This is a genomic window from Haloarcula limicola, from assembly GCF_010119205.1.
GTDB classification, from domain to species: domain Archaea; phylum Halobacteriota; class Halobacteria; order Halobacteriales; family Haloarculaceae; genus Haloarcula; species Haloarcula limicola.
Map to the genome: position 1 here is coordinate 246,134 of NZ_WRXM01000004.1, position 20,487 is coordinate 266,620.

The window sequence follows — 20,487 nt, forward strand, 5'->3', positions numbered from 1 at the left end:
GTCTCTCAGGCCGACTCGACGTTGGCCGCCGCGCGGTCGTCCAGTCGGATGCCGGTCTTCTTCAGGATGCGCGTCGAGAACAGCGTGTCCCAGTCGTCCGCCGAGACGTCCCAGTGTTCGGCCATCCGGTCGCGGACCTGTTGAATGCGTTCTTCGCTCTCGGCCTCGCTCCGGCCGTGGGTCATGGCGAAGAAGTTGTACGGCCAGACGCCCTCGTGACGCGGCCGCTCGTAGCAGTGGGTCACGAAGTCGAACTCGGCGATGGCGGGGCCGACCTCGTCGACCACGTCGTCGGGCACGTCCCAGACGGTCATCCCGTTCTCCGAGTAGCCCAGCGCGTAGTGGTTCGGAATGAGGCCGACCCGGCGCACCTTCCCCTCAAGATCGAATCGCTTGATCGTCTCGACGACCCACTCCGTCTCCGCGCCGATGGCGTCGGCCACGTCCGCGTACGGCGTCTCGGTGACGGGGAGGCCGCCCTGAATCTCCAGGACGAGGTCCAGTTCCTCGGGCGTCAGCGACTGCCGGTCGGTCGGCGTCACGTCGGGACCGGCCCCCGAGCAGTCCACCGCCTGCGTCTGCGGTCCCTCGACCGGGAACTTCGCGCCGACGTGGAACTCCTGCTGCTTGGGCAGATTGAACGTCGGCTCGCCGGTCTCGTCTTCGATCTCGGCCAGGACCTCCTCGACGCGATCCTCGTCGACCACGGAGAGGACGAACCACATGTTGAGATACGGGTGTTCGCGCTCGTAGTTGTGGGCGACCTCCGGGTGGGCGTTGACTAACTCGACGTGGGCGTCGTAGTCGTCCTCGGGCGCGTGCGTCGCCACGAGCGTCGCCGTTCCGCCGATCTCCTCGGCGTCGATGAGCGCGCCGAAGCGCGTGAGGGCCCCCTCGTCGTCCAGTCGGCGGACGCGGTCGAGGAGTTCGTCGGCGCTCACGTCGATTCCGTGGTCCGAAAGCGTCGCCGCCGCCGGCTCGAACGGCCGTTCGACGACCGGAAACCCCCCCTGAAACGCGTTCAAGATGGCTCGGTCGACGGTCCCCAGATCTTCGCTCATACCAACGCTCAGACGCCTGCGGATAAAAGCGGCGCGGGAGTCACAACATTTCGGGAGACCGTCTCACAGCGAGCGCTCCGGAGCGCTTTAGCTCTCCGAGTCCCTAGTTACCGTGTGACGATATCCACCGCCGAACTGGCCGTGCGGTTGCTGGTCTTCCTGTTCGTACTGGTGGGTGTCCCCCTCTCCTTCGTCGTCATGTTCCGCATCATGGACTACGCCGCGAACGACACGCTCGTCGCGCAGTTCAGCGGTCGGCGGAACGGGCGCGACACGGGCCAGCTAAACGCCTACTTCGAGCGAGCGGGCGTCGAGGCGACGACGTGTACCTTCTGCGGATCCGCCAACGGGCCGGACTACGCGTACTGTCACAACTGTCAGGAGCGGCTGCCGAACTGAAAAACCCGATTCAATCGCCGTACCCGCGCCGACTCAGTCGCCGTACTCGCGCCGACTCAATCCCCGCGAACGCCGGTCACGTCGAAGCCCCGTTCTTCGATGTCGTCGAGGATAGCCTCGTGGTCGGCGCTGGCCTCGTAGTAGAAGACGAGATCGAACGACCCCTCTCGGAGCAGTTGCTGACACTCCCAGACGAACTCCTCGCCGTCGAGCGTGAGCCCCTGATGCTGGTTCGAGGCGAACTCCGGGTCGTCGCTGCCCGAGTAGACGAACGTGTCCTCGGGGTCCATCCCGTACCCCTCGGCGATGGCGTCGCCGACGTCGATGGTGGCCTGCATCATCTCTATCTCGTCGTCCCCGTCGTACTCCGTGTGGACGACGGCCCCGTTGAGCTGGATCTCGCCGGGCTCCAGCAGCTGCTTGGTCCGGCGGTAGAGGTCGTCGTCGAGTGCGTCGGCGTCGCTCATACGGGACCCTCGCCGGCGAGTCCCTAATGCACTTCGGAATCAAATTGTGGTGGCAGCCGCTCTCGCTGCCGCGACGCCTCCTCAGAAGCGAGCGCGCTCGCTTACAGCCGTTTCAGGTTCGTCGCCCGCGGGCCTTTGTCCGCCTGTTCGATGTCGAATTCGACTTCCTGTCCCTCCTCTAAGTCCGGGCCGCCGACGTCCTCCATGTGGAAGAACACGTCCTCGTCCGCGTCGTCCGTCTCGATGAAGCCGTAACCGCCCGTGTCGTTGAAGAAGTCTACCGTACCGGTCGCCATTGCAGACGGGGGTACGCGCCCGAACTATTAAAACCATGCGGCCGGTTGGCACGGGCGGTCGGAGCCACAAACGCCTTATCGGTTCGTTGATATGCTACTGGTGATGCGAGAACGGGTCCGTCGTCTCGGCTACGCCGCGTACGAACGCTTACTCCACCGGGAGTTCTCGGGCGCGCCCAGTCACGTCGCCGTCATTCAGGACGGCAACCGACGATACGCCCGCAAGCGGGGCGTCGAGACGAGGCAGGGACACAGCGCGGGCGCGGAGACGACCGAGGAACTGCTGAACTGGTGCGACGAACTCGGCATCCGCGAAGTGACGCTCTACACCTTCTCGACGGAGAACTTCGACCGGCCCGAGGACCAGCGCGAGTACATCTTCGACCTCGTCGAGGAGAAGCTCCGGACGTTCGCCGACGCCGACCGCGTCCACGACGCCGAGGTCTGCATCCGCGCCATCGGCGAGACGGAGCTGCTCCCCGAGCGGGTCCGAGACGCCATCGACTACGCCGAGACCCGGACCGGCCAGTACGACCGCCTGAATCTCAACGTCGCGCTGGCCTACGGCGGCCGCGCGGAACTGCTCGGCGCGGCCCGCAGCGTCGCCCGCTCGGTCGAGTCGGGCGAGCTGGCCCCCGAGGACGTCTCCGTCGAGGCGATCGAGGACTGCCTCTACGAGGGGCCGACCCGCGACGTGGACCTCATCATCCGCACCGGCGGCGACGAGCGGACCTCCAACTTCCTCCCGTGGCACGCCAACGGCAACGAGGCCGCGACGTTCTTCTGTGCGCCCTACTGGCCGGAGTTCCGCAAGATCGACTTCCTACGGGCCATCCGGACCTACCAGAACCGCGAGGAGTCCTGGCGAACCACCCGCGCCCGGCGCGCCCTCACGCTCGTTCGCGCCCTCGAAGACGCCGAGGTCCCGCAGGCCAAACGGGTCCTCGGTCGGTTCCGCGACGCTCTCCCGAGTGGCGAGCGCGAAACCGTCGAGGAATACGATACGGCGGACTGAACCCCTGCTTATGCAGGCCCAGGGCGTATGAGGAGCGGGAGTGAACGGGAGATTGTCATGGCTATCGAAGAGTCCGAAGCCCAAGAGCTGTTCGAGGAGGAACTGGACTTCCCGGCCGAGAAGGAGACCGTCGTCGAGACGGTCGGTGACCGCGAGATCGAATCCCAGGGCGGGGACAACGATACCGTCGAGGAGATCGTCGAGCGCAGCGAGACGGAGGAGTTCGAGTCCGCCGAGGAGCTCCACACCACGATGATGAACTACCTCGACGCCGACCACGTCGGCCGCGAGAACTACTCCGACCGCTCCGACGAATCGGCAGGGGATGACGACCAAGACGAAGAGTCGCTCTAGCGTACTCTCCTCCGCTACGGTTTCTCGACTTTAGCCGAAACTCGCAACTTCCCGCTTCTCTGTGGGTAGAGACTACCAAATCCGCTCTCAGGCATCTATCAGCGAAACGACCAAGTCCCCTCCGCGCCGGAGTTCGACGCTCGCTCCGGCGTACTCGAAGGAGACGAACAAACTGGGGTCCGGTTCGAAGAAGAGCGTTTCGAGGGCGTCGCAGTCGATCACTTCGACGATCGGCGGGAGGTCTAGGGGATCGCGGCCAGTTACGGCGGCGACGCTTTCGACTATCCCCACGACGACGGTTCTATCGGAACCGGATAGCGACACTCGCTCCGTTATTTTGTCTTGTTTCTTGGACATCTGCTGCGCTCAGTCGTTCGCTTGCTGGTTCTCGGCACGACGAGAGGCAGTCCCGGGAGCAGACACGAGGGCACCGTGCGGGAGTTGATACGTGAGCGCCGTCTCCTCGACCGTCCCCCGATCGCGGTTCCAGACGACGAGGCCGGACTCATCGAGTTTCGGGAGGTGGAGGTGATGCAGGTAGATTCGAGTCCGCTCCACCGTTTCGTCGCGGGCGTCGTTCGCCAGATGTCTAGCGATGTCGATATCGGTCGTCGCCCCCTGCTCGCGAGTGACGAAATTCAGTATCTCGCGGCGCTTCGAGTTCGCCAGCGACCTGAATACCCCATCCCAGTCGATAGACTCTATCTCGGACATCTATCGATACCTTCGACACACGGTAGTAAGGGTCCTGTACCTGATATTTCAGCCACTTAAGTAATGATCGAGTTATCGATCACGCTCGACAGACCATCAAGAATCGAACAGGACCGACGTGAGTATCTTGTTCGTTCCCCGTCGGATGTTTTCCGAGACGGACTGTTCGGAGATACCGATCTCGCCCCCGAGCTCGCCGAGCGTCGTCCCGCGCGGCACCTCGAAGTACCCGCCTCTGACGGCGAGCAGGAGCGCCCGGCGTTGCGCATCCGTCAGGTCGAACTTGTGGCCGTCGCCGTGTTCCTCGGCTAACGTGTACACGCGTTCGAGGCGGAATACGATGTTGTGTTCCATGCAGAAGTTGTGGAAATCGGTCAGACCCTGATGAGAGTCGAATCGAATTCGGAAGAACCACTTTTCGTTCCCACGCGCTTCGAGGATCGTCGCGTCGGTCTCCGCCATCCCGTAGACGAGGCTCTCGATGTCGTCGGTCCACTCCACCCGATAGAGGGCGCTTTCGCCGACAGTGTCGAGGGCATGGAGGTGCTCGACGTACTTACTCGACCGGACGGACTGTTCGAACTCCTCGAACCCGCCGCCGTGGACCCAGACGTAGGGCATCACCTTTCCGGAAGCCGGTACTACTCGCTCCATCTCTACGTGTGTGTTCGGGCTCCGAGCGAGTACCTGTCCGAGGATGAACTCGTCCGAATCGATAGTGAACTCCGCGATAACGGTCACACCATCGATACTCGCTACGGGGTAATCAAACCATAGTCGGCCGTTCGCTTCCCGTTCGAACCGCTGTCGAGCGAAGCCCGACATGATTCGGCCTATCGGCCGAACCGCCGCTGCCGTTCCTGATAGTCCCGCAGCGCCCGCAGGTAGTCTCGCTGGCGGAAGTTCCGCCAGTTCACGTCGGTGAAGTACAGTTCGGAGTAGACCGACTGCCAGATCATGAAATCGGAGAGGCGCTCGGCCCCGGTCTTGATGACGAGGTCCGGGACCGTCGGGAAGACGAGGTGTTCTTCGACGGCGGCCTCGTCGATCTCCTCGGGGGAGAGGTCACCGCTATCGACGTCCTCGGCGAGTTTCCGGACGGCGGTGGCGAACTCGGATTGGCCGCCCAGTCCGATGGAGATCTGTATCGGCGCGTCGACGGCCGCCGCGTCGTCAGGGCCGCGGACGGCGACGGGTTCAGGCGTGCGGAGGTCCGCGAGTTCCCGGCGCAGCGTCGGGACGGCTTCCTCGTCCAAGACGCTGACGTAGACGACGACGGTCTCGGCTCCGTACTGGACCGCCCACTCGAAGAACTGCTCTAGGGTGGCGTACGCGCCGTCGGTCAGCAGGTCCCGTTCGGTGATGACGAGCGCGACGGTCTCCGGTAAGGTGGCGTCGCTCCGGCGGAGGCGGGCGGCGAGATAGCGGTCGTAGAGACCCACGAGAGGGAGTATATCGAGCGTTCGCCTAAAAGCCACGGTACGCGGACCAACGACGCCGAATCCCCGAACGGAGCGCCCGACGGCGACCCGGTCAGTTCGGAAAGGGTAAGTGGCTCTCGGGGATACCGGTGGGACGTGCCTTCGACAGTCCGGCGTGCCGGCGCGTTCGCCGCGGTCGGGACCCTCGCGTTCGCCGTCCCGGTCGCCACCGGCCTGGATTCGCCCGCGCTCGCGACTGTCGCCGCGACCGGCCCGTTCGCGCTGGTCGCGTTGCTCGCCATGACCGCCGTTGGCCAAGGGACCGCGCTGTTCGAACTGTTCGCCCGCCCCGGCGATTACGAGGACGGGAAGCTCTACGGGCTGGCGGCGTTCGCGCTGGCCGCGGCCGGGCTGGCCCTGCTCGCGGTGCAGTTCGGGCTCCCGGTGCGGGTGTTCGTCGCGACGGTCGTCCTCGTCTCCTACGGCAACCTCGGGCAGCGACTCGCCCACCGTGTCCACAGCGACGAGGTGGTCGCCGCCGCCGGGTTCGTCGTCGTCGGGTTCGCCGCCGGCGTCGTCGCGCAGCTGGTGGCCGCCCGGATTCAGGGCGTCGCCATCGACTCGGCCGAAGCGCTGTTCCTCGCCGGGACCGGCGCGCTCGTCGCGGCGCTGCTCCGGTCGGTGCTGTTCGAGCGCGACGACCCGCTGGTGATGCTGTCGGTCGGCTTACTGTTGTGGCTCTTCTTCGAACTCGATCCGACCGTCGGCACCCAGCGGGTCTTCATCGCGCTCGGCGTCTCGGCGGTCCTCGGCTACGTCGCCTACGCGCTCGACACCGCCTCGCTCCCGGGGATGCTCACCGGCGTCCTCCTCTCGCTGCTGACAATCGTGCTCGGCGGGTACGGCTGGTTCGCCATGCTCATCACGTTCTTCGGGCTGGGCGGCCTCTCGTCGAAGTTCCGCTACGACGAGAAACTGGAGCGCGGCATCGCACAGGAGGACGAGGGCGCGCGGGGGAGCGGGAACGTCCTCGCCAACTCCATCGTCGCGCTGGTAGCGGTCATCGCGTGGGTCGCCAGTCCGAGCCACATCGCCGTCGAACCGGGGCTGTTCCTCTATGCCTTCGCCGGGGCGGTGGCCGCGGCGATGACCGACACCTTCTCCAGCGAGTTCGGCGGCCTCTACGACAACCCGCGGCTCATCACCACTCTCCGGCGGGTCGAGCCCGGCACCGACGGCGGCGTCACATGGCAGGGAGTCGTCGCCGGGTTGGCCGGCGCGGCCATCATCGCCGGGATCGCCGCCGCGACGCTGGAAACGGTCGGCCCGGTCGGGGCCGTCGTCGTCGTCGGCTGCGGGCTCGTCGGGATGACCGTCGACAGCCTGCTGGGCGCGACCGTCGAGGGAACCGTCGTCGGCAATCAGGGCGTCAACATGCTGGCGACGCTCGCGGCGGCGCTGGCTGGCAGCGGCGTCGCGCTCGCGGTCGGGCTCGTATGATCCGCGAGGCGCGTTCGGAGGACAGCGACCGACTCAGCGCCATTCAGACGGCCGCCCTCGACGAGCCGTGGCCGGGGCTGTTGGACGTCGCCATCACCGGCCCGCCGATCGTGGTCGTCCTCGACGAGAACGGCCCGATCGCGTACGCGCTGGTCGTCCCGGACTCGCCGGTCGCCTACGTCGCGGAGTTCGCCGTCGCGCCGGGAATGCAGGGCCGAGGCTACGGAACTCGGCTGATGCGAGCGCTGCTCGTCCGCCTCCGAAACGATGGGTTCGAGACGGTTCGACTCACCGCCCGCGAGGACGACGAGCGGGCGCGCTCGTTCTACGATACGTTCGACTTCGAGATGGTCGAGCGGATCGACGACCACTACGAGGACGGCGACGGCGTCCTGCTGTCGCGTGACCTCTAGGAGACGGTCCTGACCTGCACGCTCGTCGGTTGCTTGACGTACTCGCCGTCGCCGGTGGCGACGACCGTGCCGACGCCGCGCTGGGCGGCGACATCGAGAATCTTCTGCGAACAGTCGGCGTCGACGACGACGGTTCGGGGCGTCTCGTCGCAGTCGCCCACCATCGAGACCACCTCGTCTGCGTCCCCCTCCGCGAGGACCCGCAGGTCGTCATCGAGTAGCCGGACGGTCCCGCTGTCGGCGCGGATGACGGCGTCGACGTGGTCCGAGAGCGTCGGGCGCTCGCGGTCCGCCTCGTCGGCCGCCGTCGCGTCGGTCGTCGCGTCGCCGTCGCCGCTCGGTCCGGCGGTCGACGCCGTTTCCGTCGAGTCGGCCTCGCTCGCCGCCGTTCCCCCGTCGACGCCGGCGACGGCCGCGGCTTCGCCACCGTCTTCGTCCGTGACCGGCCCTCGGTCGCTGTCGACGGCGGTCGCGTCGTCGCGTGCTTCGTTCTCCTCGATCGCAGCGGCGGGGGAGTCGGCGTCGGCGACGGCGTCGTATGGGACCTTATCGCGGAGCGATTTCATCGCCTCGCTGCGGGAGAGTTCCTCGACGGAGCGGCCGCGCGGGGCGATGGCGACGTAGTCCACATCACCGACCTGTGCCAGCTCCTTGAGGATGAGGTCGCCGCCGCGGTCGCCGTCGAGGAAGGCGGTGACGGTCCGACGGGTCGTCAGGTCCGCGACCGCTTCGGGGACGTCGGTGCCCTCGACGGCGATGGCGTTCTTGACGCCGTACTTCAGCAGTTGGAGCACGTCGGCCCGCCCCTCGACGACGACGATGGCGTCGGAGTCGGCCACCCGCGGGCCGGCGGGCAGCCCCTCGTACTCCGTGATGTCGTCGACGCGGGCGCGCTGGCGCACCGTCTCGACGATGTCCTCAGTCTGGATGGAGTCCGCCTCGAAGGAGGCCAGTAGCTCCGTCGCCCGGTCGACCACTTCGCGCCGCTTGGCGCTCCGGACGTCCTCGATGTCCGAGACCTCTATCTGCGCCCTGCAGGGACCGACCTGTTCGATGGTTTCGAGCGCCGCGGCGAGGATGGCGGTCTCGACCCGGTCGAGCCCGCTGGCGACCGTTATCTGGCCGAACGACTGCCCGCCCTCGGACCGGATCTCGACGTCGATCCGTCCGACCTTCTTCGACTCCTGTAGGTCCCGCAAGTCCATCTCCTCGCCCAGTAACCCCTCGGTCTGCCCGAACACCGCGCCGACGACGTCGCTCCGCTCGACGACCCCGGCGGCGGTGATGTCCGCGTGAATGAGATATTTCGCTGTATCGTGCATAGCTCCGTTCCTGTCCGTCGCTCGCCCACGCGACGGACTGCTGTCACTACGCCGGGGTACGCGACGCCGCTCTAAATAAGCTTGGCGTCGCCGCCGCGTCCGTGACTGTCTACCACCCGACAGCGCCCGCGTCGCCGTCGCTTCACGCCTCGGCCAGTAACCGGTCCATCGCCTCGATGCCCCGTTCCATCGCGGCGAGCGGGTCGTCCGGATCGTCGTACTCGAAGACGAGCCAGTCCGTCCCGGCCTCGCGGGCGGCGGCCACGACGGCCGGGAGGTCCACGACGCCCTCGCCGAGGTCGGTGGGGTCGCCGTCGACGGTGACGTCTTTCAGGTGGACGACCGGGGCGCGTCCGTCGAGTTTCCGGAGGAGAGAGACCGGGTCTCGTCCGGCGGCCTGCGCCCACCCGGCGTCGAGTTCGAAACCCACCGTCGTCCGCTCGATGAGCCGGTCGAACGCCGTCTCGTCGCCGACCGGGACGAACTCGTGGACGTGGTTGTGATAGAGGAGCGGGCGGTCGAGGTCGCGGGCGATGCGGTCGAGCGTCGCCGCCGTCTCGTCGACGGCCGCCGCGTCGGCGAAGTGGTCGTCGTCGAGGTAGGGAACGACGGCGTAAGGGGCGTCCAGCGTCTCCAGATCGCCGTTGATAGCCGCCGGGTCCGCCCGGAGTTCGTCGGCGTCGACGTGGACGCCGACGGGCAACAGGCCGGCGGCGTCGAGCAACTGCGTTCGCTCGGACGAGTCGCCGAGCCCGGCGAACTCGACGCCCTCGTACCCGGCGGTCGCGAGACGGTGGAAGAGAGCGGAGAGAGGTGCGTCGACGTTCCGAAGCGTCCACAGTTGGATTGCCGTGCGCATGCCGGGTCCTGTGGCCGCGATTGATAAATAACCGTGCACAAGAAGCACCCATGACGTTCACCGAAGCCGAGATCGATCCGACGCGGTTCCTCGAAGACGTCGAGATGCGCGTCGGCGAGGTCGTCGACGTCGAACCGTTCCCCGAAGCGCGAAAGGACGTGTACAAACTCGACGTGGACTTCGGCGAGGAGACGTTGCAGTCTGCGGCCAGGCTCACCGACGTCTACGACCCCGAGGACTTACTGGGGGCGCAGGTCGTCGCCGTCGTGAACCTGGGGACGGTCACCGTCGCCGGGTTCGAGAGCGAGTGTCTGGTCACGGGCGTCGACGGCGAGGACGGCGTCGTCCACCTGACGACCGAACGCGACGTCGAGCCCGGAACGCGCGTCTACTGAAAAGGAATTTTCTTCACATCCGCCGTGTGAAGGTTCGAAACCTATTAGTATCGCCAGCGGATACGAAACCCAATCATGACGTCCGCTCGAACCGCCGGCTGGGCCGCCGTCGCGCTCGTGCTGATGGCGCTTGCCGTCCCGTGGTTCCTCTGGCGAAACGCGAGCGTCGCGTTCGGCCTGCCGGTGTGGCTCTGGTGGCACGTCGGCTGGATGGTGCTGGCGAGTATCGTCTTCGCCGTCTTCGCCCGAACCGACTGGGGTCTCGGCGTCGAGGAGGTGCGCTGAGATGGCCGACACTGCGCTCCAGTTGGGCATCGTCGGCGCGTACATGGTCGTCGCGCTGGCCGTCGGCGTCGTCGCCTACCGCCTGACCGAGCGGAACGCCGAGGACTACTACCTCGCCAGTCGCACGCTGGGCACCGTCGTCCTGCTCTTCACGACCTTCGCGACCCTGCTTTCGGCCTTCACGTTCTTCGGCGGACCGAACCTCGCCTTCAGCGCCGGCCCTGAGTGGATTCTGGTGATGGGACTGATGGACGGCATCGTCTTCGCCGTCCTCTGGTACGTGTTGGGCTACAAGCAGTGGCTCGTCGGCAAGCGCCACGGCTACGTCACGCTCGGGGAGATGCTGGGCGACCGCTTCGGCTCGACGCGACTTCGCGTCCTCGTCGCCGGCGTGAGCCTCGTCTGGCTGTTCCCGTACGTGATGCTCCAGCAGAAGGGAGCCGGACAGGCCATCGTCGGCCTGACGGACGGGCAGATCCCCTTCTGGGTCGGCGCGGGCGGCATCACGCTGTTCATGATCCTGTACGTCGCCGTCTCGGGGATGCGCGGCGTCGCCTGGACCGACACGATTCAGGGCCTGTTCATGCTGTCACTCGTGTGGGCCGCCGTCGCGTGGATTCTCACGTCCGTCGGCGGCGCTGGCGCGGCAACCGCCGCAGTCGCCGAGAGCGACCCGGAGTTCCTCGCGCTCGGCGGCGGCCTCTACACGCGGCAGTATATCGTCTCGACGGCCGTGAGCATCGCCTTCGGCGTGACGATGTTCCCGCAGATAAACCAGCGCTTCTTCGCCGCCGGGTCGAAGACGGTGTTCAAGCGGACGTTCGCCCTGTGGCCGATTCTCGTCCTCCTCCTGTTCGTCCCGGCGTTCATGCTGGGGTCGTGGGCCGCCGGGCTCGGCGTGACGGTGCCGGAGGGCGGCAACGTCGTCCCCGCGCTGCTGGGCGAATATACGCCGGCGTGGTTCGCCGCGCTGGTCATCGCCGGCGCGATGGCGGCGATGATGTCCTCCAGCGACTCGATGCTGCTGTCGGGGTCGTCGTATCTCACCCGCGACGTCTACCGGCCGCTGAAGCGCGCGTTCGGAAGCGGCGAGACGGACGACGCCCGGGAGACGCTCGTCGCCCGCGCGGGCGTCGTCGCCTTCGCCGCGCTCTCCTTCGTCGCCAGCCTTTACTCGCCGGGCACGCTCGTCCAGATCGGCGACACCGCGTTCAGCGGGTTCGCCCAGCTCACCCTGCCCGTCGCGCTCGCGCTCTACTGGCGCGGGACCACCCGCGACGGGATGTACGCCGGCGTCGTGGGGAGCCAGCTGTTCTACGTCCTGCACGTCTTTCCCGTCGTCGAGACGCTCGCCGGCCTCGCGGGGCTCGCCGTCTCGCTCCCGACCGCCTATCTCGGCTGGACGCCGGGTATCATCGGCATTCTGCTGGGAGCCGTCTTGACCGTCGCCGTCTCGCTCGCGACCAGCGCCGCCCCCGGGGAGAACCGCGCGGCCTATCAGGTCGACGGCGTCGAGGCCGACTGAGACGGCGGCTCGGTTCACCGTCGAGAGAGCGACCGACTGTGCGTCCGATCGCCACAACCGGAGGCCCGTTATGACGCGGAGCGGCGAACGGCCCCCGTATGAGCTTAGAACAGTCAGCGGCACCCGACTTCTCGCTCGAAAGCACCGCCGGTGGGACGGTCTCGCTCTCCGAACACCTCGAAGACGGCCCCGCCGTGATCCTCGTCAACCGCGGCCACTGGTGCAGTTTCTGCGCGGAGCACCTCCAGACGTTCAGCGAAGTGTCCTACGACCTCTGGTTCCACGACAACGTGGACGTCCTCCCGGTCGTGACCTCACCGCTCCCGAAGGTGACCGAGATGCGGGACCGTTACGACCTCGACATCCAGCTGCTCGCCGACCCCGACGGCGAGGTGGCCGAGCAGTACAGCGGGACCGAGGAGACGAGCCACGGCCTGACCGGCATCGCCGGGACGTACGTCGTCGACGAGGAGGGGACCGTCCAGTACGAACAGGTCGCGGACAACGCCGCCGACCGCACCTACGGGAACTTCGTTCGGTACTTCATCCGCAACGGGTACGAGGACCCGTACGGCGAGTGAGCGGGGCCGTCTCTCGGCCGGTTTTCGGCGGCCGGCCGCCCCGCCCGTTTCCGGCAGGCCGTCCGGATAGGTGAACCTACAAGGACGTGCAGTCCGACGGTTCGGTATGGACCTCAACGAGAACGTTGGTGGCCGCGACCGACTCGCACGCGCAGCGCTGGCCGTCGTACTGACCGTCGCGGCGGTTCGCTCGCTCCGGAACGGAAAGCGCCTGCGCGGACTGCTCGCCGGGATCGGCGCGCTCGTGTTCGGCTTCAACGCGACCAGCGGCTACTGCGGCGTGAACGACGTGCTGGGCCGAGACACCGCCGGCGGCGAGAGCGAGGACGAGGAAACGGTCGTCTCCATCAGCGAGAGCGACGAAGGCGACGCGAGCAGCGACGAAGAGTCGATCGCCGGCTCGAAGAAGGAGCGGGGCTGGACGCTGACCTGTGCCGCCTGCGGTAACGACATCGTCACCGGCGAGGCGCGCGGCCCGAACGAGAGCGGCGACATCGTCCACGAGACCTGTAACTGACGACGACTCGCGTACCGAGTCTGTTCGCTTTTATAGCCGCCGGGAGGTGTAGTACGTATGCAGACCCACATCGTCCCGGTCGGCTTCGACTACGACCGGCTCATCGCGCCGCTGGTGCGCGAGCAGCTCGACGTGGACCGCGTCATCCTCCTGGAGGGGGCGGTCGGCTCCGAGGCCAACGTCGAGTACTCGCGTCACCTCGCCGAGAAGTTGGAGAAGGACTACCGGAACCTGCTCGGGGCCGAAACCGAGAGCTTCGTCGTCGACGACGTCTACGCCTACGACGAGGCGTTCGAGCAGGCGTTCGAGCTCATCAACGACGAGCTCGACGCCGGCAACGAGGTGTGGGTCAACGTCTCCGCGATGCCCCGCACGGTCTCCTTCGCGTTCGCCACTGCCGCCCACTCGATCATGGTCGAGCGCGAGGGCGAGCGCGACCGCATCCACACCTACTACACGGTCCCCGAGAAGTACCTGGAGACGGAACTGGCCGAGGAACTGCGAAAACAGGTCGCCCTCTTAGAGAGCCTCAAGGACGGCGAGGACGTGGCCGCCGACGTCGACGAGCGACTGGAGACCGCCCTCGACCTCCTAGACGAGTTCGACGAGCGCGGGACGACCATCGGCGCGAAGGAGATCGACGGCTCGCACATCGTCGAACTCCCCGTCGCCTCCTTCTCGAACGTCAAGCCCTTCGAGGAGGTCATCCTCTTTCTCCTCGGCGAACACGGCGAGTTCGAGTCGGTCTCGGAACTCGCACAGGAACTGGCCCGCGAACTCGGCGAGGAGTACACCGACTCGTTCCGCTCGAAGGTCATCTACAACGTCGACCGCCTCGGCCCCGGCGGGAAAGGCTACATCGAACAGGAGGAACACGGCAAGTCGTATCGAACGCGCCTCTCGCGCATCGGCGAGCTGTGGGTCCGCTCGCACTCGGCGGACGAACGCGAACACGACCTGCTTTGAAACGCCATTGATAATTTGTATGACACTATGGGTCGGCAGAGCCAGAAAGCCCCACCTCGTAGATGATCAATCAGTCGACACAGGTGGGACTGAAAGGGGCCGAGCGCTCGATTAGCCCGGACGACGCAAGCACGCGAGCGAAGCGAGCGCGCACAGCGAGTCCCGGCAATCGAGCGCTCGGGGGCTTTCTGGCTGTTCGCGGTCCTCTCTTTTTCTCCGATAACAGGCGGCTCGACTATCGCTAGCGGGGCTTTCTGGCTGTTCGAGCCGGTCACCGTCGTAGTTCTCTCATCGACGAATCCAGCACCAGAAAACCGAAGTCGTTAATCCCCCGCTTCGCCCACGTACACGTAATGGCGCGTCGAGCAGCCTCCCGCTCCGTTCTCGTACCCGTAGTAGGGGTCTCCACGCCCCACTAACTCCACCTCTCGACGCCCGCACCGTTTTCGACCGACTGCGAGTTCACAGATTCGACATGAGTGACACACAGGACCCACCGACCGAGGAATCGACAGCAGACCAGCGAGAGAGTCTCGACGGGGAGTACGACCCCGGCGAGATCGAGCCCAAGTGGCAGGACCACTGGGTGACCGAGGACACCTACGCCTACGACGGGGACGCCGACACCCGCTTCACCATCGACACGCCGCCGCCGACGGTGTCGGGGAACCTCCACATGGGCCACCTCTATCAGTTCACGCTACAGGACTTCGTCGCCCGCTACCATCGGATGGCCGACGACACGGTGTACTTCCCCTTCGGCTACGACGACAACGGCATCGCCTCCGAGCGCCTGACCGAGCGCGAACTGGACATCCGTCATCAGGACTTCGAGCGGCGGGTGTTCCAGGAGAAGTGCCGCGACGTCTGCGCGACGTACGAGGACGAGTTCACGCAGGACGTCCAGTCGCTGGCCATCTCCGTCGACTGGGACAACACCTACAAGACCATCGAGCCGCGCGTCCAGCGCATCTCCCAGCTCTCGTTCCTCGATCTCTACGAGCAGGGCCGGGAGTACCGCCAGCGCGCGCCGACCATCTGGTGTCCCGACTGCGAGACCGCCATCTCGCAGGTCGAACAGGAGGACGAGGACAAGCACACGAAGTTCAACGACATCGCCTTCGAGCTGGTCGAGGACGGCAACGGGGACGCCCCCGGCGAGGGCGACGCCGAGGAGACGTTCACCATCTCGACGACGCGCCCGGAACTGCTCCCCGCGTGCGTCTCCGTCTTCGTCCACCCCGACGACGACGAGAACCAGCACCTCGTCGGCGGCACGGCGAAGGTGCCGCTGTTCGAGCAGGAAGTGCCCATCATCGCCGACGAGCGCGTCGACATGGAGACCGGCAGCGGCCTCGTCATGTGCTGTACGTTCGGCGACCAGAACGACATCGAGTGGTACCAGGCCCACGACCTCGACCTACGGCTGGCCATCGACGAGTCGGCGACGATGACCGAACTCGCCGAGCAGTACGAGGGCATGAGCACCACGCAGGCCCGCGCGGCCATCATCGAGGACTTAGACGTCGAGGGCTCCCTGCTCGAATCGCGCGACCACGAACACACCGTGCAGGTCCACGAGCGCTGCGGCGTCGAGGTCGAGTACCTCGTCACCGAGCAGTGGTACATCAAGCTCCTCGATAAGAAAGACGAGTACCTGCAGGCGGGCCGGGACATGGAGTGGTTCCCCGAGAAGATGTACAGCCGCTACCAGCACTGGATCGAGGGGCTGGAGTGGGACTGGTGTATCTCCCGCCAGCGCGACTCCGGCATCCCGATCCCGGTGTGGTACTGCGACGAGTGCGGCGAGCCCACCTTCGCCGACCGCGAGCAGCTACCGGTCGACCCCCTCTCGGACGATCCGCCGGTCGGCGAGTGTAGCCACTGCGGTCACGACACGTTCACGCCCGAGGAGGACGTCTTCGACACGTGGGCGACCTCCTCGCTCACGCCGCTCATCAACGCCGAGTGGGACTGGAACGCCGGCAGCGAGTCCTTCGAGATGGCGATGGACGAGCTGTACCCCTTCGACCTCCGGCCGCAGGGCCACGACATCATCTCGTTCTGGCTGTTCCACACCGTCGTGAAGTGCTACGAGCACACCGGCGAGGTGCCCTTCGAGAGCGTGATGGTCAACGGGATGGTCCTAGACGAGAACCGCGAGGCGATGTCCAAGTCCAAGGGCAACGTCATCCCGCCGAGCGAAGTCCTGGAGAACTTCCCGGTCGACGCCGCCCGCTACTGGGCCGCCGGGACCTCCATCGGCGACGACTTCCCGTACAAGGAGGGCGATCTGGAGGCGGGCGAGCGCCTGCTCCAGAAGCTCTGGAACGCCTCGCGGCTGGTCGACCAGCTGACGCCGGCGGAGACGTCCGTCGAGGACGTCCCCGAGGACGAACTGGCCGCGGTCGACCGCTGGATGCTCGCGGAACTCGACGCGACCATCGACTCCGTCACGGCGAAGTTCGAGGACTACGCGTTCTCGAAGGCCCGCAACGAACTGCGGTCGTTCTTCTGGAACACGTTCTGCGATGACTACCTCGAAATCGCCAAACAGCGGCTCAGCGACGGCGGCGACGCCTCGACGGAGTACACGCTGTTGACCGCCCACCGCACGTTCCTCCAGCTGTTCGCGCCGTTCCTCCCCCACATCACGGAGGAGCTGTGGGACCGGATGTATCGGGCCGGCGGGTCGGCAGACACAGCCGACCCGGTGGATGAGGACGGGTCGGTCCACACGACCGACTGGCCCGTCGCGGGCGGCTACGAGGCGGACTTAGCGGCGGGCGAGACGGCGATGGAGGTCGTCTCCGCGCTCCGCCGATACAAGACCGAGAACGGCCTGCCGCTGAACGCCGACCTCGAACACGTCGAGGTGTACGGCCACGTCGAGGGCTTCGCCGACGCGGTCGCCGAGGCGATGCACGTCGAGACCCTGGAGACGTTCGACGACGCCCCCGACATCACGACCGAGATCAGCGACATCGACCTCGATTACTCCGTCGTCGGCCCGCAGTTCGGCAACGACGTGGGTGCCATCGAGGGCGCGATCGCGCAGGGCGACTACGAGATCGAGGACGGGACGCTCGTCGTGTCGGGCGGCGAGTTCGAACTCGCCGCCGAGATGTTCGAGGTCGAGGAGTCCCGCACCTACTCCGGCGAGGGCGAGATGACCGAGACGGAGAACGCCGTCGTCGTGGTGCGGTAACGCGGCGGGAGAGCCGGGCGAGCGACTGCGTTTCGAGGAACCCCGCCGCCGTCGCCGGGACCAGTAGCATCAATGTGGGGGGCGCGGTATCTCCGCGCATGCAATCGGAGGCAGAGATACGCGACCGCATCGAGGCGCTGCAAGACGAGTACGACAGCCACGACCCGCCGACCTCCGGACTGGAGGACGAAGCGGAGGTGGCGATCCTACGCGCCATCGAGGAACTGGAGTGGGTCCTCGAGGAGCGCGACGACGACGATTCGTTCACCATCTGACGGCAGACGGAGGGAAGCGAGGCCGACGAGACTGAGACGACCGACGCGGCCGACGCGACTACGCGGTCGCCCGCCGCCGCTTCAGTTTCTCGATGCGAGTCGCGAGCGCCAGAAACGTCGCCAGGATCGTCAGGACGACCGCCCACCCGGCCGCGAGGTCGTGGGCGGGGAGCGTGTGGTCCAGCCCTCCCGTGACGACCTCGGCCCGGAGAATCGTGTGGTGCGGGCCGCCCAGCACCGCGACGAAGTAATCCACCACGTCGTTGAAGCCGTACCAGAAGACGGCGACGGCGACCGCGGGCACGGAAAAGCTCGCGTAGCGATGGATGAGAAACGCCTCCAGCGCCATCGCGAGATGGCTCAGAATCAGGAACCAGTAGAGCCACGCCGCGATGCCGCCGGGGCCGTTGACGACCAACTGGACGAACGGCGTCCAGAGGCCGAGCTTGATACAGCCGAAGAAGGCCAGCGCGTGGAGCCACTCGGCGTTCCAGCCGCGCTTCCACGCGACCAGCGAGAGGCCGATGAACATCGTCGCGGCGGGCGAGTCGGGGATGAGCGGATACGCCAGTAGCGGGGCCGCGCCGAGTTGCCCCTCGACCAGCGGCGGCGCGAGGTTCAGCGGGCGGCCCGCGTAGTACCAGAAGCCGAAGAGCGTCCCGACGAGGTTGACGAGGGCGACGGGCCACGCCAACCGGAGGCCGACGTTCTCGAGCCACGTCGGGAGCGGGGCCACGTAGCGCGGAAGGCCCTCGCTGTCGGGGAGCGGCCCGCCGAAGAACCGCGCGACGACTGCCTCGATGCGCCCGCCGACGCCCTGCTCCGTTGCCATACCGGGCGGTAGGGAGGCGGCGGCAAAACGCTAGCGGTCGGGAACTCAGAACCGGATCTCGAAGCGCGCGCCGCCGCTCTCGCTCTCGGTGACGGTCACCGACCAGTCGTGTCGGTCGGCGATGGTCTCGACGATGGCGAGGCCGAGCCCGGTCCCGTCGGAAGCGGTCGTGTAACCGGTGGCGAACACCGTCTCGCGCTCCGCGGCCGGGACGCCGGGGCCGTCGTCGGCCACGTAGATGCCCGTCCGGTCAGCGAGCGGTCCGACGGTGACCGCCACCTCCGGCCCGGCGTGGTCGATCGCGTTGTCGACGAGGTTGTCCAACAGCCGAGTCAGTTCCGTCGGGTCCGCTTCGACGGTCGGGAGGTCGTCCACCGAGAGCGTCGCCTCGCCGACGGCGTGGCTGGTCCAGACGTCCCTGACAGCGTCGGTGAGGTCGACCGCTTCGGGGTCCGGTTCGAGGTCGCCGTGGCGGGCGAAACTCCCCAACTCCTCGGCCAGCCCCGCGATGCGGTCGTGGCTGCGTTCGATCGCGTCCAGTCGCTCGTTCTCACCGATGGTCTCCCGGAGTAGCTCGGTGTTGGCGTCGGCTACCTGCAGCGGCGACCGGAGGTCGTGTGCGACCTCGGCGAGGAACTGTTCGAGCCGTTCCGTGTGTCGCTCCAGGGACTGCTCGTAGTGCTTCCGGTCGCTGATGTCGAAGGTGAGGCCGATGAGACCGACGATGTCGCCGTTCTCGTCGCGCCACGGGACCTTCGAGGTGAGCGCCCACTCGTTGTATCGCCGCTTGGTGGTGACGACGTCCTGTTCGTAGTTGTCGAGGAGGTGATCGAAGCTGTACGTCTCGCCGACCTCCTCGATGGTCTGTTCCTCCTTGTGGATGATCGGGTCGCCGTCCCGGATAACTTGCATGTCGTCGGCGTACGTCTCGTCGGCGTGAGTCGCCGGGTACAGTTCCCGGTCGGTCTTCCCGACGGCGGCGTCCGGGTCGTCGATGTGAGCGTGACTCACCCGGAGGTGGCGGCCCTCGCTGTCCTTGACGTACATGTGGTGGGGTATCTGTTCCGAAGATCGTATCGAGCAGCGAGCTCTTGTACGCGAGTTCCCGCTCCGTCCGAGCGAGGTCCACGGCGTTCTCGATGCGATTCGTCAGCATCTCGAAGGTCTCGCTGTCGCCGCTCTTCTGGACGTAATCCGTGACGCCCGCGGAGATCGCCGCACTCGCCACCTCCTCGCTGCCCTTCCCGGTGAAGAGGACGAAGGGGAGGTCGGGGCGGTCCGCTCGAACGGTTCGGAGGAGTTCGAGCCCGTCGATCGGCTCCATGTCGTAGTCCGAGACGACGCAGTCGACCTCGGTGGTCGCCAGTCGCTCCGTGACCTGCGTGGGATCGCTGAGCGTGTCGATCTCGAGGGCGTCGGACTGGCGTGCCAACATCGCCGACGACACGTCCAGGAAGTCGGCGTTGTCGTCGACGTGCAAAACTCGCGCGCGCTCCTCGCGCTCCACCGGCGACCACTTCGTGCCCGTGCCCATTGCGCACAGTATGCGCATCATGTTATAAAAGACTACAGGGGTAGCCACGCCGCGTTCGCCGCAGTCCGTCACGCTTCGCTCCGGTTCACGCCGGTCCCGTCTCTCAGTTCCGGCCAAGGACAACCGTTAGGTAAATCCAGTTCCAAGCCGCTGACAATGCCCGAAGCTACCGATCTAGAGGAGCTGCGCCGCGGAACGGATCTCGTCAAGCGCGGCTTCGCGAAGATGCAGAAGGGCGGCGTCATCATGGACGTCGTCACGCGCGAACAGGCCCGCATCGCCGAGGACGTCGGCGCAGTTGCGGTGATGTCCTTAGAGGCCGTCCCGGCCGACATCCGGAAACGAGGGGGCGTCGCCCGAATGGCCGACCCCGCGGAAGTCGAGCAGATCATCGACGAGGTGTCGATCCCCGTGATGGGCAAGTCCCGCATCGGCCACACGAAGGAGGCCCAGATTCTCGAAGCCACGGGTGTCGACATGATCGACGAGAGCGAAGTGCTCACACCGGCTGACGACCGCTATCACATCGACAAGCGCGACTTCACCTC

25 protein-coding genes and 1 pseudogene are annotated in these 20,487 nt (G+C 66.6%); 14 read left to right on the forward strand and 12 right to left on the reverse strand.

Annotated features, from left to right (window positions below; genetic code table 11):
* Positions 1-5 precede the first annotated feature (5 nt).
* Positions 6-1,061: a siroheme decarboxylase subunit beta gene (gene ahbB / locus GO488_RS18115; RefSeq protein ID WP_162319252.1), complete on the reverse strand. Its 1,056-nt coding sequence runs from the start codon at positions 1,059-1,061 to the stop codon at positions 6-8.
* 114 nt (positions 1,062-1,175) lie between these two features.
* Here ahbB and GO488_RS18120 point away from each other — a divergent pair, with 114 nt between their 5' ends.
* The gene (locus GO488_RS18120; RefSeq protein WP_162319253.1) at positions 1,176-1,460 is read left to right on the forward strand and encodes a DUF7577 domain-containing protein; all 285 of its coding nucleotides are present in this window, start codon (positions 1,176-1,178) and stop codon (positions 1,458-1,460) included.
* A 56-nt stretch (positions 1,461-1,516) separates the two neighbouring features.
* Here the strand turns inward: GO488_RS18120 and GO488_RS18125 are convergent, their stop codons facing one another.
* Positions 1,517-1,927 carry a DUF5778 family protein gene (locus GO488_RS18125; RefSeq protein WP_162319254.1) on the reverse strand — a complete coding sequence of 137 codons (411 nt, stop codon included), beginning with the start codon at positions 1,925-1,927 and terminating at the stop codon, positions 1,517-1,519.
* 101 nt (positions 1,928-2,028) lie between these two features.
* A complete protein-coding gene (locus tag GO488_RS18130) occupies positions 2,029-2,223 on the reverse strand; it encodes a cold-shock protein (RefSeq protein WP_162319255.1) in 195 nt (64 codons plus the stop codon).
* Positions 2,224-2,326: 103 nt separating this feature from the next.
* Here GO488_RS18130 and uppS point away from each other — a divergent pair, with 103 nt between their 5' ends.
* Entirely contained in the window at positions 2,327-3,238 is a 912-nt protein-coding gene (gene uppS, locus GO488_RS18135; protein ID WP_162319256.1) for a polyprenyl diphosphate synthase, read from the forward strand.
* Positions 3,239-3,295: 57 nt separating this feature from the next.
* Positions 3,296-3,592: a DUF5789 family protein gene (locus tag GO488_RS18140; RefSeq protein WP_162319257.1), complete on the forward strand. Its 297-nt coding sequence runs from the start codon at positions 3,296-3,298 to the stop codon at positions 3,590-3,592.
* An 87-nt stretch (positions 3,593-3,679) separates the two neighbouring features.
* On the opposite strand, the gene GO488_RS18145 is transcribed toward GO488_RS18140, so the two are convergent.
* The 4 genes from GO488_RS18145 to GO488_RS18160 all read right to left on the reverse strand — a co-directional run bounded on the left by GO488_RS18145 (position 3,680) and on the right by GO488_RS18160 (position 5,748).
* Entirely contained in the window at positions 3,680-3,949 is a 270-nt protein-coding gene (locus GO488_RS18145; RefSeq protein WP_162319258.1) for a HalOD1 output domain-containing protein, read from the reverse strand.
* A gap of 9 nt (positions 3,950-3,958) precedes the next feature.
* On the reverse strand, positions 3,959-4,306 hold the full coding sequence (locus GO488_RS18150; protein WP_162319259.1) for a DUF7344 domain-containing protein: 348 nt from the start codon (positions 4,304-4,306) through the stop codon (positions 3,959-3,961).
* Positions 4,307-4,402: 96 nt separating this feature from the next.
* Positions 4,403-5,047: a helix-turn-helix domain-containing protein gene (locus GO488_RS18155; RefSeq protein WP_162319260.1), complete on the reverse strand. Its 645-nt coding sequence runs from the start codon at positions 5,045-5,047 to the stop codon at positions 4,403-4,405.
* A gap of 92 nt (positions 5,048-5,139) precedes the next feature.
* Positions 5,140-5,748: an undecaprenyl diphosphate synthase family protein gene (locus GO488_RS18160; protein WP_162319261.1), complete on the reverse strand. Its 609-nt coding sequence runs from the start codon at positions 5,746-5,748 to the stop codon at positions 5,140-5,142.
* Between the two features lie 135 nt (positions 5,749-5,883).
* On the opposite strand from GO488_RS18160, the gene GO488_RS18165 reads away from it, so the two are divergent.
* Both GO488_RS18165 and GO488_RS18170 read left to right on the forward strand, forming a co-directional pair.
* Positions 5,884-7,227 (forward strand): DUF92 domain-containing protein, encoded by a 1,344-nt coding sequence (locus GO488_RS18165; protein WP_162319262.1) that lies wholly within the window; start codon positions 5,884-5,886, stop codon positions 7,225-7,227.
* Positions 7,224-7,640 (forward strand): GNAT family N-acetyltransferase, encoded by a 417-nt coding sequence (locus tag GO488_RS18170; protein ID WP_162319263.1) that lies wholly within the window; start codon positions 7,224-7,226, stop codon positions 7,638-7,640. The genes GO488_RS18165 and GO488_RS18170 overlap by 4 nt, the downstream gene beginning before the upstream one ends.
* Here the strand turns inward: GO488_RS18170 and dnaG are convergent.
* Both dnaG and GO488_RS18180 read right to left on the reverse strand, forming a co-directional pair.
* Positions 7,637-8,962 (reverse strand): DNA primase DnaG, encoded by a 1,326-nt coding sequence (gene dnaG / locus GO488_RS18175; protein ID WP_162319264.1) that lies wholly within the window; start codon positions 8,960-8,962, stop codon positions 7,637-7,639. The two genes, GO488_RS18170 and dnaG, sit on opposite strands and share 4 nt — an antisense overlap.
* Positions 8,963-9,104: 142 nt before the next feature.
* Positions 9,105-9,821: a sugar phosphate isomerase/epimerase family protein gene (locus GO488_RS18180; protein WP_162319265.1), complete on the reverse strand. Its 717-nt coding sequence runs from the start codon at positions 9,819-9,821 to the stop codon at positions 9,105-9,107.
* A gap of 50 nt (positions 9,822-9,871) precedes the next feature.
* Between GO488_RS18180 and GO488_RS18185 the strand changes: the two genes are divergently transcribed.
* From GO488_RS18185 to GO488_RS19745, 8 genes are all read left to right on the forward strand, one after another.
* Positions 9,872-10,216 carry a tRNA-binding protein gene (locus GO488_RS18185; RefSeq protein WP_162319266.1) on the forward strand — a complete coding sequence of 115 codons (345 nt, stop codon included), beginning with the start codon at positions 9,872-9,874 and terminating at the stop codon, positions 10,214-10,216.
* A gap of 75 nt (positions 10,217-10,291) precedes the next feature.
* Positions 10,292-10,501, forward strand: a complete 210-nt coding sequence (locus GO488_RS18190; protein WP_162319267.1) for a DUF3311 domain-containing protein — start codon at positions 10,292-10,294, stop codon at positions 10,499-10,501.
* A gap of 1 nt (position 10,502) precedes the next feature.
* A complete protein-coding gene (locus GO488_RS18195; protein ID WP_162319268.1) occupies positions 10,503-12,026 on the forward strand; it encodes a sodium:solute symporter family protein in 1,524 nt (507 codons plus the stop codon).
* A 98-nt stretch (positions 12,027-12,124) separates the two neighbouring features.
* Positions 12,125-12,607, forward strand: a complete 483-nt coding sequence (locus GO488_RS18200) for a peroxiredoxin family protein (protein WP_162319269.1) — start codon at positions 12,125-12,127, stop codon at positions 12,605-12,607.
* Between the two features lie 106 nt (positions 12,608-12,713).
* Entirely contained in the window at positions 12,714-13,124 is a 411-nt protein-coding gene (locus tag GO488_RS18205) for a YgaP family membrane protein (protein ID WP_162319270.1), read from the forward strand.
* A 57-nt stretch (positions 13,125-13,181) separates the two neighbouring features.
* A complete protein-coding gene (locus GO488_RS18210) occupies positions 13,182-14,090 on the forward strand; it encodes an HFX_2341 family transcriptional regulator (protein WP_162319271.1) in 909 nt (302 codons plus the stop codon).
* 475 nt (positions 14,091-14,565) lie between these two features.
* Entirely contained in the window at positions 14,566-17,298 is a 2,733-nt protein-coding gene (locus GO488_RS18215) for a valine--tRNA ligase (RefSeq protein ID WP_162319272.1), read from the forward strand.
* 98 nt (positions 17,299-17,396) lie between these two features.
* Positions 17,397-17,573, forward strand: coding sequence for a hypothetical protein (locus tag GO488_RS19745; RefSeq protein ID WP_164509660.1), 177 nt, complete (start codon positions 17,397-17,399; stop codon positions 17,571-17,573).
* A gap of 58 nt (positions 17,574-17,631) precedes the next feature.
* Here GO488_RS19745 and GO488_RS18220 read toward each other — a convergent pair whose 3' ends face one another.
* From GO488_RS18220 to GO488_RS20260, 3 genes and pseudogenes are all read right to left on the reverse strand, one after another.
* A complete protein-coding gene (locus tag GO488_RS18220; RefSeq protein WP_162319273.1) occupies positions 17,632-18,405 on the reverse strand; it encodes a DUF1405 domain-containing protein in 774 nt (257 codons plus the stop codon).
* Positions 18,406-18,450: 45 nt separating this feature from the next.
* Positions 18,451-19,452, reverse strand: coding sequence for a sensor histidine kinase (locus tag GO488_RS18225; RefSeq protein WP_162319274.1), 1,002 nt, complete (start codon positions 19,450-19,452; stop codon positions 18,451-18,453).
* Positions 19,453-19,579: 127 nt separating this feature from the next.
* Positions 19,580-19,960, reverse strand: a pseudogene (locus GO488_RS20260) (response regulator); the annotation flags it as partial.
* 135 nt (positions 19,961-20,095) lie between these two features.
* Between GO488_RS20260 and GO488_RS18235 the strand changes: the two are divergent.
* A partial coding sequence (locus GO488_RS18235) for a beta/alpha barrel domain-containing protein (RefSeq protein ID WP_479682646.1) occupies positions 20,096-20,487 on the forward strand: 392 nt, incomplete at its 3' end.